Source organism: Herbaspirillum sp. GW103, from assembly GCF_000261365.1.
Classification (GTDB): domain Bacteria; phylum Pseudomonadota; class Gammaproteobacteria; order Burkholderiales; family Burkholderiaceae_D; genus Herbaspirillum.
Genome location: NZ_AJVC01000006.1, coordinates 495,734 through 514,268 on the forward strand (window position 1 = coordinate 495,734; position 18,535 = coordinate 514,268).

Genomic DNA, 18,535 nt, shown 5'->3' on the forward strand with positions numbered 1-18,535 from the left:
GCGGCCCCGCTCTGCAGTTTCGACGCTTTCGCGTCACTACCAATCTGATGTTATTACCGAAATAAATTTAGGAGTTTCAAATGGCAATTAGCAAAGAAGACATCCTGGAAGCCGTTGGCGCGCTGTCCGTGATGGAACTGAATGACCTGGTCAAGGCATTCGAAGAGAAGTTTGGTGTTTCCGCTGCCGCTATGGCCGCTCCGGCCGCCGGTGGCGCTGCTGGTGGTGGTGCTGCCGCTGCTGAAGAACAGACCGAGTTCACCGTTGTGCTGGCTGAAGTCGGCGCCAACAAGGTCGGCGTCATCAAGGCCGTCCGTGAAATCACCGGTCTGGGCCTGAAGGAAGCCAAGGATCTGGTTGACGGTGCACCGAAGCCGGTCAAGGAAGGCATCGCCAAGGCTGACGCTGAAGCTGCCAAGAAGAAGCTGGAAGAAGCTGGCGCCAAGGCCGAACTGAAGTAATTCTCTTGCCTGCCAAGGCGAGTCATTACTCCGGAGTCAAAGTGCAGAATCCCTTGAAAAAGGGATTCGGCTTTGGCTCCTTTGTCGTTTCTTATTTTTGCTGGTGATGTTGATGCGTTGCAGTATTCGTTGTCGGGAATATTAAGCGCGATCTCAGCAAAAAACTAGGGTAGACATTTGAAGATTTGAGTGCCGATGGCCCGGACTGCTTTCCCGGCAAGTCGCGCGGTCTGATCGAATCTTGAATTCTCTATCCTTCCTGTCACTCACGGAGTGTCCATGCACTACTCATTTACTGAGAAGAAGCGCATTCGCAAATCCTTCGCGAAACGCGCAAACGTCCACAACGTTCCGTTCCTGCTCGCGACTCAGATCGAGTCGTATCAGAATTTCCTGCAACCCGAACGTGCTGCATCGGAACGCAAGAACGAAGGCCTGCAATCGGCTTTCACCTCGATTTTCCCCATCGTGTCGCACAATGGTTTTGCGCGCCTCGAATTCCTGTCGTATGTGCTGGGCGCTCCGCCGTTTGACGTCAAAGAGTGCCAACAACGTGGCCTGACCTTCGCGTCCCCGCTGCGCGCCAAGGTGCGCCTGGTGATCCTGGACAAGGAGTCGCCCACCAAGCCGGTCGTCAAGGAAATGAAGGAACAGGAAGTCTACATGGGCGAGCTGCCCCTGATGACCACCACCGGTTCCTTCGTCATCAACGGCACCGAGCGCGTGATCGTGTCCCAGCTGCACCGCTCCCCGGGCGTGTTCTTCGAACACGACCGCGGCAAGACGCATTCGTCGGGCAAGCTGCTCTTCTCGGCCCGCATCATTCCTTACCGTGGCTCCTGGCTGGACTTCGAATTCGACCCGAAGGACATCCTGTTCTTCCGCGTCGACCGCCGCCGCAAGATGCCGGTGACGATCCTGTTGAAGGCCATCGGGATGACCTCCGAGCAGATCCTGGCAAACTTCTTCGTCTTCGACAACTTCAACCTGCACGCCGAAGGCGCGGACATGGAGTTCGTCTCCGAGCGCCTGCGCGGTGAAGTCGCACGTTTCGACATCACCGACAAGTCGGGCAAGGTGATGGTCGCCAAGGACAAGCGCATCAACGCCAAGCACGTGCGTGACATCGAAGCCGCCGGCATCAAGCACATCTCCGTGCCTGAGGACTACCTGCTGGGCCGCGTGCTGGCCAAGAACATCGTCGATCCGGACACCGGTGAAGTCGTGGCCAGCGCCAACGACGAGCTGACCGAAGAACTGCTGGCCAAGCTGCGCGAAGCCAACATCTCGGCCATCCAGACCCTGTACACCAACGACCTGGACCAGGGCGGCTACATTTCGCAGACCCTGCGTACCGATGACACCGCCGACCAGACCGCTGCTCGCGTGGCGATCTATCGCATGATGCGTCCTGGCGAACCGCCGACCGAAGAGTCCGTGGAAGCCCTGTTCAACGGCCTGTTCTACAGCGAAGACCGCTACGACCTGTCGGCCGTGGGCCGCATGAAGTTCAACCGTCGCGTCAGCCGCGACGAGCTGACCGGTCCGATGACCCTGTCCAATGACGACATCCTGGCCGTCATCAAGATCCTGGTCGAACTGCGTAACGGCCGCGGCGAAGTCGATGACATCGACCACCTGGGTAACCGCCGCGTGCGTTGCGTGGGCGAACTGGCCGAAAACCAGTTCCGCGCCGGTCTGGTGCGCGTGGAGCGCGCCGTCAAGGAACGCCTGGGCCAGGCCGAGGCGGACAACCTGATGCCGCACGACCTGATCAACTCCAAGCCGATCTCGGCCGCCATCCGCGAGTTCTTCGGTTCGTCCCAGCTGTCGCAGTTCATGGACCAGACCAACCCGCTGTCGGAAATCACGCACAAGCGCCGCGTTTCCGCCCTGGGCCCTGGCGGTCTGACCCGCGAACGCGCCGGCTTCGAAGTGCGCGACGTGCACCCGACCCACTACGGCCGCGTCTGCCCGATCGAAACGCCTGAAGGCCCGAACATCGGCCTGATCAACTCGCTGGCGCTGTACGCCCGCCTGAACGAATACGGTTTCCTGGAAACCCCGTACCGCAAGGTCGAGGGCAGCAAGGTCACCAACCAGATCGACTACCTGTCGGCCATCGAAGAAGGTCGTTACGTGATCGCCCAGGCGAACGCGACCATTGACGCGGAAGGCAAGCTGTCCGACGAACTGGTGTCGGCCCGTGAAGCTGGCGAAACCATCCTGGTCTCGCCGGAACGCGTGCAGTACATGGACGTGGCCCCGGGCCAGGTGGTGTCGGTGGCGGCCTCGCTGATTCCGTTCCTGGAGCACGATGACGCGAACCGTGCACTGATGGGCGCCAACATGCAGCGCCAGGCCGTGCCTTGCCTGCGTCCGGAAAAGCCGCTGGTCGGCACCGGCATCGAACGTACCGTGGCGGTTGACTCCGGCACTACCGTGCAAGCCCTGCGTGGCGGCGTGGTCGATTACGTCGATGCAGGCCGTGTGGTGATCCGCGTCAACGACGACGAAGCGCAAGCTGGCGAAGTCGGTGTGGACATCTACAACCTGATCAAGTACACCCGTTCCAACCAGAACACCAACATCAACCAGCGTCCGATCGTCAAGATCGGTGACCGCGTGGCCAAGCATGACGTGATCGCCGACGGCGCCTCGACCGACATGGGCGAGCTGGCACTGGGCCAGAACATGCTGGTGGCGTTCATGCCCTGGAACGGCTACAACTTCGAAGACTCGATCCTGATCTCCGAAAAGGTCGTGGCTGATGACCGCTACACCTCGATCCACATCGAGGAACTGTCGGTGGTGGCACGTGACACCAAGCTGGGTGCAGAAGAAATCACCCGCGACATTTCCAACCTGGCCGAGAACCAACTGGCCCGCCTGGATGAGTCGGGTATCGTCTACATCGGCGCCGAAGTCGAAGCTGGCGACACCCTGGTCGGCAAGGTCACTCCGAAGGGCGAGACCCAGCTGACTCCGGAAGAGAAGCTGCTGCGCGCGATCTTCGGCGAGAAGGCTTCCGACGTGAAGGACACCTCGCTGCGCGTGCCCTCGGGCATGGTCGGTACCGTCATCGACGTGCAGGTGTTCACCCGCGAAGGCATCCAGCGTGACAAGCGCGCCCAGCAGATCATCGATGATGAACTCAAGCGCTATCGCCTGGACTTGAACGACCAGCTGCGTATCGTGGAAGGCGATGCCTTCCAGCGTCTGGAGCGTCTGTTGATCGGCAAGGTCGCCAACGGCGGCCCCAAGAAGCTGGTCAAGGGCACCAAGCTGGACAAGGCTTACCTGGACGATCTGGACAAGTTCCACTGGTTCGACATCCGCCCGGCCGATGACGACATCGCCAACGCGCTGGAAGCCATCAAGGAATCCATCGCCGAGAAGCGTCACCAGTTCGACCTGGCCTTCGAAGAGAAGCGCAAGAAGCTGACCCAGGGCGACGAACTGCCGCCTGGCGTGCAGAAGATGGTCAAGGTCTACCTGGCCGTGAAGCGCCGCCTGCAGCCTGGCGACAAGATGGCCGGCCGTCACGGTAACAAGGGTGTGGTCTCGCGTATCCTGCCGATCGAAGACATGCCGCACATGGCCGACGGTACGCCCGCCGACATCGTGCTGAACCCGCTGGGCGTTCCGTCCCGTATGAACGTCGGCCAGGTGCTGGAAGTTCACCTGGGCTGGGCTGCCAAGGGTCTGGGCCTGCGTCTGGGCGAGATGGTGCAGGCGCAAGCCAAGGTTGCGGAACTGCGCAAGTTCCTGACCACCATCTACAACGAATCCGGCAAGAAGGAAGAGCTGGACTCGTTCACCGATGAAGAAATCATCGAGCTGGTGACCAACCTGAAGAAGGGTGTGCCCTTCGCGACCCCGGTGTTCGACGGTGCGCATGAAGAAGAAACCCGCCGCATGCTCGATCTGGCCTATCCGGACCCGATCGCCAAGCAGCTGGGCATGACCCCGTCCAAGAACCAGGTCACGATGTATGACGGCCGCACCGGTGAAGCCTTCGAGCGCACCGTGACCGTCGGTTACATGCACTACCTGAAGCTGCACCACCTGGTCGACGACAAGATGCACGCCCGTTCCACCGGCCCGTACTCGCTGGTGACCCAGCAGCCGCTGGGCGGCAAGGCGCAGTTCGGCGGCCAGCGTTTCGGCGAAATGGAAGTGTGGGCACTGGAAGCTTACGGTGCCTCCTACGTCCTGCAGGAAATGCTGACGGTCAAGTCCGACGACGTGAACGGCCGTACCAAGGTTTACGAGAACCTGGTCAAGGGCGATCACGTTATCGATGCCGGCATGCCGGAATCCTTCAACGTGTTGGTGAAGGAAATCCGCTCGCTGGGTATCGACATCGACCTGGAACGCGAATGATGTAAAGGGGTGCGCGGCGCAGGCTGCGCACCCCGCCGGTTTTTCCGGCGAACCAAGAATTCAGGAATTCAGTATTGACGCATCGCTCCACGGGCGATGTGAACGAATCAAGAGATTCAAAAGATTCAAGCGAAGTACGGCAGTAAGCTGGGGAGGTCTGTCCCGGTATCGAGCGGCACCACGAAGCAGAGGCTTCGCTGGCTCTCCCGCCGATGCGAACAGGGTTAAGCAGGGTGAACCGGCCACACGTAAATTTAGTTTCTCACGCCAACCTGGAGTGATACATGAAAGCACTGCTCGATCTATTCAAGCAAGTCCAGCAAAACGAACAATTCGACGCGATCAAGATCGGTCTGGCTTCGCCTGACAAGATCCGCTCGTGGTCCTTCGGCGAAGTCAAGAAGCCGGAAACCATCAACTACCGTACCTTCAAGCCCGAGCGCGACGGCCTGTTCTGCGCCAAGATCTTCGGCCCCATCAAGGACTACGAGTGCCTGTGCGGCAAGTACAAGCGCCTGAAGCACCGTGGCGTGATCTGCGAGAAGTGCGGCGTGGAAGTGACCCTGGCCAAGGTGCGCCGTGAGCGCATGGGCCACATCGAGCTGGCTTCCCCGACTGCCCACATCTGGTTCCTGAAGTCGCTGCCGTCCCGCCTGGGCATGGTGCTGGACATGACCCTGCGCGACATCGAGCGCGTGCTGTACTTCGAAGCCTACGTCGTGACCGATCCCGGCATGACCCCGCTGAAGAAGTGCCAGATCATGTCCGAAGACGACTACGCCGCCAAGTACGAAGAGTACGGCGACGACTTCATCGCCTTCATGGGCGCCGAAGGTATCCGCGAACTGCTGCGCTCGATCGATATCGACCGCGAAGCGGAAACCCTGCGCCAGGAACTGAAGGACTCCAAGTCCGAAGCCAAGATCAAGAAGTACGCCAAGCGCCTGAAGGTGCTGGAGGCGTTCCAGCGCTCGGGCATCAAGCCCGAGTGGATGATCATGGAAGTGCTGCCCGTGCTGCCGCCGGAACTGCGTCCGCTGGTGCCGCTGGATGGCGGCCGCTTCGCGACCTCCGACCTGAACGACCTGTACCGCCGCGTCATCAACCGCAACAACCGCCTGAAGCGCCTGATGGAGCTGCGTGCTCCTGAAATCATCACGCGCAACGAAAAGCGCATGCTGCAGGAAGCGGTCGACTCGCTGCTGGACAACGGTCGTCGCGGCAAGGCCATGACCGGCGCCAACAAGCGTCCGCTGAAGTCGCTGGCCGAAATGATCAAGGGCAAGGGCGGTCGTTTCCGTCAGAACCTGCTGGGCAAGCGTGTGGACTACTCGGGCCGTTCGGTCATCGTGGTGGGCCCGCAGCTCAAGCTGCACCAGTGCGGCCTGCCCAAGCTGATGGCCCTGGAACTGTTCAAGCCTTTCATCTTCAACAAGCTGGAACTGATGGGTCTGTCGACCACCATCAAGGCCGCCAAGAAGCTGGTGGAAGCGCAAGAGCCGGTGGTCTGGGACATCCTGGAAGAAGTCATCCGCGAACACCCGGTCATGCTGAACCGTGCGCCGACCCTGCACCGTCTGGGCATCCAGGCGTTCGAGCCGGTCCTGATCGAAGGCAAGGCGATCCAGCTGCACCCGCTGGTCTGCGCCGCGTTCAACGCCGACTTCGACGGCGACCAGATGGCCGTCCACGTGCCGCTGTCCATCGAAGCGCAGATGGAAGCCCGCACCCTGATGCTGGCCTCCAACAACATCCTGTTCCCGTCCAACGGCGAACCGTCGATCGTGCCGTCCCAGGATATCGTGCTGGGTCTGTACTATGCCACCCGTGAAGCCATCAACGGCAAGAACGAAGGCATGATGTTCCAGGACGTGTCCGAAGTCATCCGCGCCTACGACAACAAGGAAGTCGAGCTGGCTACCCGTATCACGGTGCGTATCGTGGAACACCCGAAGGATCCGGTCACCGGCGAATTCGTGCGTACCGTCAAGCGCTACGAGACCACCATCGGCCGCGCCATCCTCTCCGAGATCCTGCCCAAGGGCCTGCCGTTCTCGGTGCTGAACCGCGCGCTGAAGAAGAAGGAAATCTCCAAGCTGATCAACACGTCCTTCCGCAAGTGCGGTCTGCGTGCCACCGTCGTGTTTGCCGACCAGCTGATGCAGTCGGGCTTCCGCCTGGCGACCCGCGCCGGTATCTCCATCTGCGTGGACGACATGCTGGTGCCGCCGCAAAAGGCTACCCTGATCGCCGCTGCCGAGTCCGAAGTCAAGCAGATCGAACAGCAGTACTCCTCGGGTCTGGTGACCGCAGGCGAGCGCTACAACAAGGTCGTGGACATCTGGGGCAAGGCCGGTGACGAAGTCGGCAAGGCCATGATGGACCAGCTGAAGGTGGAAGACGTCATCACCCGCGAAGGCAAGAAGACCACCCAGGAATCGTTCAACGCGATTTACATGATGGCCGACTCCGGCGCCCGTGGTTCGGCTGCCCAGATCCGCCAGCTGGCCGGTATGCGCGGCCTGATGGCCAAGCCTGACGGCTCCATCATTGAAACGCCGATTACCGCGAACTTCCGCGAAGGCCTCAACGTGTTGCAGTACTTCATCTCGACGCACGGCGCCCGTAAGGGTCTGGCCGACACCGCGCTGAAGACCGCAAACTCCGGTTACCTGACCCGTCGTCTGGTGGACGTGACCCAGGATCTGGTCGTGATCGAAGACGATTGCGGCACCTCCAACGGTTCGGCCATGAAGGCGCTGGTGGAAGGCGGTGAAGTCATCGAAGCCCTGCGCGACCGTATCCTCGGCCGTGTGGCTGCGACCGACATCGTCAATCCGGAAGATCAATCCACCTTGTTCGAAGCCGGCACTCTGCTGGACGAAGACAAGGTCGAAGAGATCGAACGCATGGGTATCGACGAAGTGAAGGTTCGTACTCCGCTGACCTGCGACACCCGCTATGGCCTGTGCGCCAAGTGCTATGGCCGCGACCTGGGCCGTGGCCTGCTGGTGAACTCCGGCGAAGCCGTCGGTGTGGTGGCTGCGCAGTCCATCGGTGAGCCGGGTACCCAGCTGACCATGCGTACCTTCCACATCGGTGGTGCGGCATCGCGTGCAGCGGTGGCCTCCTCGGTGGAAGCCAAGTCCAACGGCACCGTGCGCTTCACCGCCACGATGCGTTACGTGACCAATGGCAAGGGCGAACAGATCGTCATTTCCCGTTCCGGCGAAGTGCTGATCACCGACGACCTGGGCCGTGAGCGTGAACGCCACAAAGTGCCGTACGGCGCCACCCTGATCGTCAAGGATGGCCTGACCATCAAGGCCGGTACCGCCCTGGCGACCTGGGATCCGCTGACCCGTCCGATCATCACCGAGTACTCCGGTACCGTGAAGTTCGAAAACGTCGAAGAGGGTTCGACCGTCGCCAAGCAGATCGATGAAGTCACCGGTCTGTCGACCCTGGTGGTCATCGATGCGAAGCGTCGTGGTCCGTCCTCGAAGGTCATGCGTCCACAGGTGAAACTGCTCAACGAACAAGGCGAAGAAGTGAAGATCGCCGGCACCGAACACTCGGTGACCATCGGCTTCCAGGTCGGCGCGCTGATCACCGTCAAGGACGGCCAGCAGGTGCATGTGGGTGAAGTGCTGGCCCGTATCCCGACCGAATCGCAGAAGACCCGTGACATTACCGGTGGTCTGCCGCGCGTGGCCGAGCTGTTCGAAGCCCGTTCGCCCAAGGATGCCGGCATGCTGGCCGAAGTCACTGGTACCGTTGCCTTCGGCAAGGAAACCAAGGGCAAGCAGCGTCTGGAAATCACCGACATGGAAGGTACCAAGCACGAGTTCCTGATCACCAAGGACAAGCAAGTGCTGGTGCACGACGGCCAGGTGGTGAACAAGGGCGAAATGATCGTGGACGGCCCGGCCGATCCGCAAGATATCCTGCGTCTGCTGGGTATCGAAGCGCTGGCCCGTTACATCGTGGACGAAGTGCAGGACGTGTACCGTCTGCAGGGCGTGAAGATCAACGACAAGCACATCGAAGTGATCGTGCGCCAGATGCTGCGCCGCGTGCAAGTGGTGGAGCCGGGCGACACCAACTACATCACCGGTGAGCAGGTCGAGCGCTCCGAACTGCTGGACGAGAACGACCGCGTGACCGCCGAAGGCAAGATCCCGGCGACCTACGAAAACGTGCTGCTGGGTATTACCAAGGCATCGCTGTCGACCGACTCCTTCATTTCGGCCGCATCGTTCCAGGAAACCACCCGCGTGCTGACCGAAGCGGCCATCATGGGCAAGAAGGACGGCCTGCGCGGTCTGAAGGAAAACGTCATCGTCGGCCGCCTGATCCCGGCCGGTACCGGCCTGGCCTTCCACCGCGCCCGCAAGGAAAAGGACGCATGGGAAGCCGAAGAGCGCGCAGCACTGCTCGAAGCCGAACGTGCTTCCCGTTCCGAGTTCGGCGACGAGGAAATCTCCTCGACCGAATCCATCGGTGGCGGCGAAGGCGAAGCGTAAGCATTATTCGCATGGCATCACGGGGCGGCCAGTTGGTCCGGTCGCCCCGGCAAGACAAGCAGCTGCAAGAGAGAACGGCGCCGGAAGCAATTCCGGCGCCGTTTTTTCGTTCATAGGCGATGTGCGCCCGCAATGCGCAGCCTTCATATCCCTACATGGTGTAGGCCTTGCTGCTTGCGGGATTGCCAAGGATGAGTGAATCTTCTATCATTTACAAATAATAACGATTCTCATCTGACTCGTGCTCGATGGAATCGAGCTTCATATGCTCGACGACTGGTTTTTGCCGGTCGTTTTTTATCCAAGAGGTAGCCAGCCCGCGCTAGTAACCGATCCAGATCAAGGGGTGGTTACCAGTGTTCCCATGCAAATCGAAGTGTGCAGCGGCCGTGTTCCTGGCGCTGCAGTCGTGGCTGTGCGTGAGTGTCCTTGCGCAATCGGCCGATTCCAATACCCAGTCCAATTCCGCCCGCGCGTCCGCGAGCGAGGCCATCACATCGGCGCAGGCCAGCGGCAAGAAGCTGCAGGACGTGGTCGTCACGGCCAATCGCTCCGGCAGCAGTGACCTCGATCACGCGGCGGCAACGGTTTCCGTCATCACCTCTGAAGAGATCGAAGAGCACAACGCCAAGGACATCAAGGATGCCTTGCGTTACGAACCGGGGGTGGAGGTGCGGCGCTCGGTATATCGCATGTCCGGCATCACTGGCGCGGCCGCCACCACCGGGCGTGGCGGCAACGAGGGCATCACCATCCGCGGGCTCGATGGCAATCGCGTGCTGATGCTGGAGGATGGCATCGTCATGCCGCGTGCTTTCAGCCAGGGCGTGGCCAGCGTGGGGCGGGGCGCGACCACGGATACCGAACTGTATCGTCGCATTGAAGTGCTGCGCGGTCCGGCGTCTTCGCTGTACGGCAGCGATGGCCTCACCGGGGCGGTCAATTTCATCACCAAGGACCCGTCTGACTTGCTGGAGGTCTATGGCAAGTCCAGCTATTTCTCCTTCAAGCCTTCCTACGACTCGGTCGACAAGAGCTTTGGCGCCACCGCCAGTGCGGCCTGGGGCAGCCAGCAGTGGCAGGGCATGCTGATCCTCAATGCGCGCCACGGCAACGAGAGCGACAACAAGGGGACCAATGACGTGCGCGGCAGCGCCCGCACCACGCCCGACCCGATGAGCACTACCAATCGCTCGGCGCTGGGCAAGCTGGTCTTCAAGCCCAATGGCATCGACACCCTCAAGCTCACGCTGCAGGCTACCGAAGAGCGCGAGAGCGGCGACAGCCTTTCCGCAATCGACAATGGCGTAACTGCCTACAGCACCAGCAGCAAATCCACCGGCCAGCGCGCCACGCTGGCCTATGAGCGCAACGATGCAGATCAGCCGTGGATACAGAAATTCAAGGCCAGCCTCACTTATCGCAATGCCGACACCGACCAGTTCACCAATGAAGCCGGCACCAGTACGGCCAGCATCGTGCGGCCGCGTTTCCGGGCGGTGTCGTACAGCGACCAGATGATCAGTGGCAGCCTGCTGGCCGAGAGCAATTTCGGTTCTGCCTCTTGGCGACACAAGCTGGTCTATGGGCTGGACCTGAGCCTGTCCACCTTGCAGACCAGCGCCAACGGCACCGGCTGGACCAGCTGCACTGGCACGCAGTATTGCCAGTATTTCCCCAAGACCGAATCCACCCAGCTTGGCGCGTACGTACAGGATGAGATGCGCACCGGCGCGCTGACCACCATCGCCGGTCTGCGCCTGGACGGCTATGAACTCAAGCCCAAGGCCAGCGCCAAATATGACGCCCAGGCCATCGCCAACGGGCAGCCGGCAGTGAGCAGCCGCGACAGCGCGCTTTCCCCGCGCCTGGCGTTCCTGTATGAGGTGACGCCGGCCTTCATTCCCTACATCCAGTACGCCCGCGGTTTCCGTTCGCCCTCGCCGCAGGAGGTCAATTCCTTCTTCAACAATACCGTGTACCGGCAGATCTCCAATCCTGATCTCCAGCCCGAGACCAGCAATACGGTGGAAGTCGGGCTGCGCGGCAAGCTGGCGGCAGGCCCCGGCGCGCTGCGCTACAGCGCTGCCGCTTACAAGGGCAATTACCGCAACTTCATCGATCTGGTGACGGTGCGCGGCAATCTTACGGTCGCCAATCCGACCATCTTCCAGTATCGCAATGCCGCCAAGGCGCAGATCCACGGATTGGAAGGGCGGATCGATTACGCGCTCGACAACGGCTTCACGGTCAAGGGCGGGTTCGCCTGGACCAAGGGCAGCACCACCACCAATGGCGTGAAGCAAGGACTGGAGTCCGTGGCTCCGCTGTCGGTGGTCGCGGGCCTGCGCTATGAGCCTGCGCAGCAGTGGTTCGTGCAGAGCGACCTGGTCTACAACGCGGCCAAGAAGAAGGAAGACATCCCGACCGCCACCAACTTCGTCTCGTCGTCGTTCTTCGTCATGGATCTCTCGGGCGGCTACCACCTCACTCGCAACATGACCGTCTACGCTGGCGTACGCAACCTGTTCGATCGCAAGTACTGGAGCTGGACCGACATCCGCGGCCTGTCGCTGGCCGACAGCGCCGTCAACAAGGATGCCTATACCGAGCCGGGGCGCAGCTTCAACGTCAGCCTGAAGATCGCCTACTGATTCCCATTTTTCCGACCCGAGGACCCTCATGAGCAAGCACATCGTCGCCCGCCCCGCGCGAGGCCATATCACCATGACCTTGCTGCTGGTGACTGCGCTGGCCAGCGCCGGCTGCGCCACCCAGCGCCCCTTGGCCGAACGCTGGGCCGAGCTCCAGCGTTTGCAGCCAAAACTTCATACAAGAGATGCCGCACGTGAACTTGGTGTCAAGGAATCGGCCTTGCTGGCGACCCAGGTCGGCCGCAATGCCGTGCGCCTCAAGGGGGAGCAGGCTGCCCTTGAAGCCTTGTTCGCGCGTCTGCCTGAACTGGGACGCATCAAGGCCATTACCCGCAATGAAGATGCCGTCCTGGAACGTAGCGGCGAAGTTGCCCCCATCAAGCGCGACGAGCAGGGCAGGGTGATCCCCGGCACAGGTTTCGCCGGCGGGCCCATCGACCTGCGCTTTGCCATGTCGCGCTGGGGCAGCGCTTTTGCCGTGGTGCAGGCGGGCCGGGACGGCAAGACCAGCCGCAGCCTGCAGTTCTTCGACCGGCAGGGCGATGCGGTGCACAAGGTCTATCTGGACAACGAGCAGCATGTGCCGCAATTCGAGCGGCTGGTGGCCGATTTCCGTCTGGCCGATCAGCAGGCAGCCCTGAACCTCGAGCCCGCCCCTGCACCTGCGACCCTGCAGCAGGTCGCGCCGCCCAGCCCGGAGGCCATCGGCGAACTGCGCCGGTCCTGGCAGGAGCTGACCGACGTGCATCAATTCCCGCGTCTGCTGCGCGAGCTCAAGCTCACCCGCGAACAGGCGCTGCAGCTCATAGGACCGGAGTCGGCCTGGCGCATCGCACCCCAGGCGGCCCAGGCGCTGCTGGAGGACGCCAGGCAACGCCGGCAGCCCATCATGGTGTTCGTCAGCAATGGCGGCATGACGCAGATATACAGTGGCCTGATCGGCAAGACTGCCGTGGCGGGGGACTGGTACAACGTCCTCGACCCGGCCTTCAACCTGCACCTGCGTACCAAGGCGGTAGACCACGGCTGGGTGGTGCGCCGTCCGACCGATCACGGCATGATCACCTCGGTGGAGTTCTACGATGCCCAGGGCCGGCAGATCGTCAATTTCTTCTCGCGCCGCGACCGTGACCAACCCGAGACGATGCAGTGGCGCAACATGGTAGAGGCACTGCCGCGCGGCTGAACTGCTCCCGCAGACAATGGAGGCGCTGCAGGCAACCCTTGCATTACGGAAAACATTGCCATTGCGCCACCTGAAAGCGTGGCGAAATGGCCATAAACCGCGTCAAATCGGCGCTGGGGCCCGGTTCGGGTTGACCCGCTGGGCTTTCAGGCGTACACTCGCGAGTTCTCGAATTTAGGCTCTCCCGGGCTTATGCGTTCTTTGGTCTGAAACATCGCTTCTGCGACGCTATTCTCCCTTCCGGTCTTAAATCCGATTTGCGCATTGTCTTGCGCACAAGAGTTTCCTGTGTGGTTCCGGGCAACCGATTCCGGAACCTGTTTTCAATGTTGTACTTTGTTGGATTAAAACGATGCCAACCATCAATCAACTGATTAGCAAACCACGTGTCCGCGCGATCGTGAAGAGCAAGTCGCCGGCGCTGGAAAACAGCCCGCAAAAGCGCGGTGTTTGCACCCGCGTCTACACCACCACCCCGAAGAAGCCGAACTCGGCGCTGCGTAAGGTGGCCAAGGTGCGTCTGACCAACGGTTTCGAAGTCATTTCGTACATCGGCGGTGAAGGCCACAACCTGCAAGAACACAGCGTCGTGCTGATCCGCGGCGGCCGTGTGAAGGACTTGCCGGGTGTGCGTTACCACATGGTTCGCGGTGCACTGGATACCCAGGGCGTCAAGGATCGCAAGCAAGCTCGCTCGAAGTACGGTGCCAAGCGCGCCAAGGCAGCGAAGAAGTAATAATTGGTGTTTATCATGACGCTTTCGCGCGTCGTGTGAACAGACTCAGAGTCGGTCCAGGACGGGCCGAGTAAGTGGAAGCCATGATGGCTCTCCGCGAGTGCAGGCGAAGTTGAAGCAGGGTTCGCCCACTCAACTGAAGATTGAAAGGAATCGAAATGCCACGTCGTCGTGAAGTCCCCAAGCGGGAAATTCTGCCGGATCCGAAGTTCGGCAACGTTGAAGTCGCCAAGTTTGTGAACGTGCTGATGCTGTCGGGCAAGAAGTCCGTCGCTGAAAACATCATCTACGGTGCCTTCGACTACATCCAGACCAAGTCGGGCAAGGACCCGCTGGAAGTGTTCTCCGCAGCTCTGAACAACTGCAAGCCGATGGTGGAAGTGAAGTCCCGCCGCGTCGGTGGCGCCAACTACCAGGTGCCCGTTGAAGTGCGTCCGGTGCGCCGTATGGCCCTGTCGATGCGCTGGCTGCGTGAAGCCGCCAACAAGCGCAGCGAAAAGTCGATGCCGCAGCGCCTGGGTGGTGAACTGATGGAAGCCGCCGAAGGCCGTGGCGGCGCCATGAAGCGTCGTGATGAAGTGCACCGTATGGCAGAAGCGAACAAGGCGTTCTCGCACTTCCGCTTCTAATCAAGACTGGGCTGGGGTGGACCCTATCCGGGTGTTTCCTGGCCTGCATCTAAATTGGTTCGAGCCGAGCGTTTATTTGAAAAAAATGACGCTCGGTTTCGTGCATTAAAGACTTAGGAATAAATCATGGCTCGCAAGACCCCCATTGAGCGCTACCGCAACATCGGTATCTCCGCGCACATCGATGCTGGCAAGACCACCACGACCGAGCGCGTGCTGTTCTACACCGGTGTGAACCACAAGATCGGTGAAGTGCACGACGGCGCCGCCACCATGGACTGGATGGAGCAGGAACAAGAGCGCGGTATCACCATTACCTCCGCTGCGACCACCTGTTACTGGAAGGGCATGGCGAACAACTTCCCGGCCCACCACATCAACATCATCGACACCCCGGGTCACGTTGACTTCACCATCGAAGTGGAACGTTCGATGCGCGTGCTCGACGGCGCCTGCATGGTCTACTGTGCAGTGGGCGGCGTGCAGCCGCAGTCGGAAACCGTGTGGCGTCAGGCCAACAAGTACAAGGTCCCGCGTCTGGCCTTCGTCAACAAGATGGACCGTACCGGTGCCAACTTCTTCAAGGTCTACGAGCAGATGCGTGCTCGCCTGAAGGCCAATCCGATCCCGATGCAAGTGCCTATCGGCGCCGAAGAAAACTTCGAAGGCGTGATCGACCTGGTCAAGATGCGCGCGATCTACTGGGACGACGCTTCCCAGGGCATGAAGTTCGACTACCGCGACATCCCCGAGCACCTGAAGGCCGAAGCCCAGAAGTGGCGCGAAAACCTGGTCGAAACCGCTGCTGAAGCATCGGAAGACCTGATGAACAAGTACCTGGAAGAAGGCGACCTGACCGAAGCCGAAATCAAGGGCGCCATCCGTCAACGCACCATCTCCGGCGAAATCGTCCCGATGATGTGCGGCACCGCCTTCAAGAACAAGGGCGTGCAAGCCATGCTGGACGGCGTGGTCGAGTACCTGCCGTCGCCGGTGGACATCCCCCCGGTTCCGGGCCTGAACGAAGACGACGAGCCGGTCGTGCGCGAAGCCAAGGACGACGAGAAGTTCTCCGCCCTGGCCTTCAAGATCGCCACCGACCCGTTCGTGGGCCAGCTGTGCTTCATCCGCTGCTACTCCGGTACCCTGAACTCGGGCGACACCGTGCTGAACTCGGTGAAGTCGAAGAAGGAACGTATCGGCCGTATCGTTCAGATGCACGCCAACCAGCGTGAAGAAATCAAGGAAATGATGGCCGGTGACATCGCCGCCGTCGTGGGCCTGAAGGACACCACCACCGGTGACACCCTGTGCGACGACAAGGCAATGGTCGTGCTGGAGCGCATGGTCTTCCCCGAGCCGGTGATCTCGCAGGCCGTGGAACCCAAGACCAAGGCCGACCAGGAAAAGATGGGCCTGGCCCTGAACCGCCTGGCTGCTGAAGATCCGTCGTTCCGCGTGCGTACCGACGAAGAATCGGGCCAGACCATCATCGCCGGTATGGGCGAGCTGCACCTGGACATCATCGTTGACCGCATGAAGCGCGAATTCAACGTCGAAGCCACCGTCGGCAAGCCGCAAGTGGCTTACCGCGAAACCATCCGCAAGACCTGCGAAGAATCCGAAGGCAAGTTCGTCAAGCAGTCGGGTGGTCGTGGTCAGTACGGTCACGTCGTCCTGAAGATCGAGCCGCAAGAAGCCGGCAAGGGCTTCGAGTTCGTCGACGCGATCAAGGGCGGTACCGTTCCTCGCGAATTCATCCCCGCCGTTGAAAAGGGCGTGCGTGAAACCCTGAACACCGGCGTGCTGGCTGGTTACCCGGTCGTTGACGTCAAGGTCACCCTGTTCTTCGGTTCGTACCACGATGTGGACTCGAACGAAAACGCCTTCCGCATGGCTGGTTCGATGGCCTTCAAGGAAGGTTGCCGCCGCGCCAGCCCCGTCATCCTGGAACCGATGATGGCTGTCGAAGTGGAAACCCCGGAAGATTACGCCGGTACCGTGATGGGCGACCTGTCCTCCCGCCGTGGCATGGTCCAGGGCATGGATGAAATCGCCGGCGGTGGTGGCAAGATCATCAAGGCTGAAGTGCCCCTGTCGGAAATGTTTGGTTACTCGACCACGCTGCGTTCGGCTACCCAAGGCCGTGCAACCTACTCGATGGAATTCAAGCACTACTCCGAAGCGCCCAAGAACGTGATCGACGCAATCGTCACTTCCAAGGCCAAGTAAGTTGCAGGAATGGCGATCCCTTCCGAGTGGAGGGGATCGCTGGCTGGATCACCGGCCACACATTGAATATTGAACATCGAACATATCGTTCTTTTGAAGGAAATTTAAAATGGCAAAAGGCAAGTTTGAACGGACCAAGCCGCACGTGAACGTCGGCACCATCGGTCACGTTGACCACGGCAAGACCACCCTGACCGCTGCAATCGCAACCGTTCTGTCGAAGAAGTTCGGCGGCGAAGCGAAGGCCTACGACCAGATCGACGCAGCGCCTGAAGAAAAGGCACGCGGCATCACCATCAACACCGCGCACGTCGAATACGAAACCGCGAACCGTCACTACGCGCACGTTGACTGCCCAGGCCACGCCGACTATGTGAAGAACATGATCACCGGCGCAGCCCAGATGGACGGCGCGATCCTGGTGTGCTCGGCCGCTGACGGCCCGATGCCCCAGACCCGCGAACACATCCTGCTGTCGCGCCAGGTTGGCGTTCCTTACATCATCGTCTTCCTGAACAAGGCTGACATGGTGGACGACGCTGAACTGCTGGAACTGGTGGAAATGGAAGTCCGCGAACTGCTGTCGAAGTACGAGTTCCCTGGCGACGACCTGCCCATCGTGAAGGGTTCGGCCAAGCTGGCGCTGGAAGGCGACACCGGTCCCCTGGGCGAGCAAGCCATCATGGCCCTGGCAGAAGCGCTGGACACCTACATCCCGACCCCGGAACGTGCCGTTGACGGTACCTTCCTGATGCCGGTGGAAGACGTGTTCTCGATCTCCGGCCGTGGCACCGTGGTGACCGGTCGCGTTGAGCGCGGCATCATCAAGGTCGGCGAAGAAATCGAAATCGTCGGTATCGCTGACACCCAGAAGACCACCTGCACCGGCGTGGAAATGTTCCGCAAGCTGCTGGATCAAGGTCAGGCTGGCGACAACGTTGGCGTGCTGCTGCGCGGCACCAAGCGTGAAGACGTGCAGCGTGGCCAGGTTCTGGCCAAGCCGGGTTCGATCAAGCCGCACAAGCACTTCACCGGCGAGATCTATGTTCTGTCGAAGGACGAAGGCGGCCGTCACACCCCGTTCTTCAACAACTACCGTCCGCAGTTCTACTTCCGTACCACCGACGTGACCGGTGCGATCGAACTGCCGAAGGACAAGGAAATGGTCATGCCGGGCGACAACGTGTCGATCACCGTGCAACTGATCAACCCGATCGCCATGGAAGAAGGTCTGCGCTTCGCTATCCGTGAAGGCGGCCGTACCGTCGGCGCCGGCGTGGTTGCCAAGATCTTCGACTAACCGTCGGATCAGCAGTAGCAGTACCAGGTAACACTAGTCGCATTTTTAACATCGCCGGGGATGATCCCCATCCCCGGTTCGTTCTTTAAAGGAAAATCATGTCGGTTCCTAGCCAAAAAATCCGTATCCGTCTGAAAGCTTTCGACTATCGTCTGATCGACCAGTCCGCACTGGAAATCGTTGACACCGCCAAGCGTACCGGCGCTGTCGTCAAGGGCCCGGTTCCCCTGCCGACCCGCATCCAGCGCTTCGACGTCCTGCGTTCGCCGCACGTCAACAAGACCTCCCGCGATCAGTTCGAAATCCGTACCCATCAGCGCCTGATGGATATCGTCGATCCGACCGACAAGACGGTTGACGCATTGATGAAGCTGGACCTGCCCGCTGGCGTTGATGTTGAAATCAAGCTGCAGTAATCAGCTGGC

At 60.7% G+C, this 18,535-nt stretch carries 10 protein-coding genes; all 10 read left to right on the forward strand.

All coding sequences use genetic code 11. The annotated features are described in order from the left end of the window. Positions 1–80: 80 nt before the first annotated feature. The 10 genes from rplL (at position 81) to rpsJ (ending at position 18,526) form a co-directional block, all read left to right on the forward strand. Positions 81–461 carry a 50S ribosomal protein L7/L12 gene (rplL, locus tag GWL_RS20790; protein WP_008334117.1) on the forward strand — a complete coding sequence of 127 codons (381 nt, stop codon included), beginning with the start codon at positions 81–83 and terminating at the stop codon, positions 459–461. Positions 462–740: 279 nt separating this feature from the next. Then, positions 741–4,847, forward strand: a complete 4,107-nt coding sequence (gene rpoB / locus GWL_RS20795; RefSeq protein ID WP_008334118.1) for a DNA-directed RNA polymerase subunit beta — start codon at positions 741–743, stop codon at positions 4,845–4,847. A gap of 284 nt (positions 4,848–5,131) precedes the next feature. After that, positions 5,132–9,373: a DNA-directed RNA polymerase subunit beta' gene (gene rpoC / locus GWL_RS20800; RefSeq protein ID WP_008334119.1), complete on the forward strand. Its 4,242-nt coding sequence runs from the start codon at positions 5,132–5,134 to the stop codon at positions 9,371–9,373. Positions 9,374–9,762: 389 nt separating this feature from the next. Continuing rightward, on the forward strand, positions 9,763–12,027 hold the full coding sequence (locus GWL_RS20805) for a TonB-dependent hemoglobin/transferrin/lactoferrin family receptor (protein WP_008334120.1): 2,265 nt from the start codon (positions 9,763–9,765) through the stop codon (positions 12,025–12,027). Positions 12,028–12,055: 28 nt separating this feature from the next. Next, positions 12,056–13,213 (forward strand): hemin-degrading factor, encoded by a 1,158-nt coding sequence (locus GWL_RS20810; RefSeq protein ID WP_008334121.1) that lies wholly within the window; start codon positions 12,056–12,058, stop codon positions 13,211–13,213. A gap of 352 nt (positions 13,214–13,565) precedes the next feature. Next, positions 13,566–13,949: a 30S ribosomal protein S12 gene (rpsL, locus tag GWL_RS20815; protein ID WP_006465490.1), complete on the forward strand. Its 384-nt coding sequence runs from the start codon at positions 13,566–13,568 to the stop codon at positions 13,947–13,949. A 158-nt stretch (positions 13,950–14,107) separates the two neighbouring features. Continuing rightward, positions 14,108–14,578 carry a 30S ribosomal protein S7 gene (rpsG, locus tag GWL_RS20820; protein WP_006465489.1) on the forward strand — a complete coding sequence of 157 codons (471 nt, stop codon included), beginning with the start codon at positions 14,108–14,110 and terminating at the stop codon, positions 14,576–14,578. A gap of 126 nt (positions 14,579–14,704) precedes the next feature. Then, positions 14,705–16,810 (forward strand): elongation factor G, encoded by a 2,106-nt coding sequence (gene fusA / locus GWL_RS20825; RefSeq protein WP_008334124.1) that lies wholly within the window; start codon positions 14,705–14,707, stop codon positions 16,808–16,810. Positions 16,811–16,919: 109 nt separating this feature from the next. Beyond that, positions 16,920–18,110 carry an elongation factor Tu gene (gene tuf / locus GWL_RS20830; RefSeq protein ID WP_008334097.1) on the forward strand — a complete coding sequence of 397 codons (1,191 nt, stop codon included), beginning with the start codon at positions 16,920–16,922 and terminating at the stop codon, positions 18,108–18,110. 98 nt (positions 18,111–18,208) lie between these two features. Beyond that, the gene (gene rpsJ, locus GWL_RS20835; protein WP_006464935.1) at positions 18,209–18,526 is read left to right on the forward strand and encodes a 30S ribosomal protein S10; all 318 of its coding nucleotides are present in this window, start codon (positions 18,209–18,211) and stop codon (positions 18,524–18,526) included. Positions 18,527–18,535: the final 9 nt, after the last annotated feature.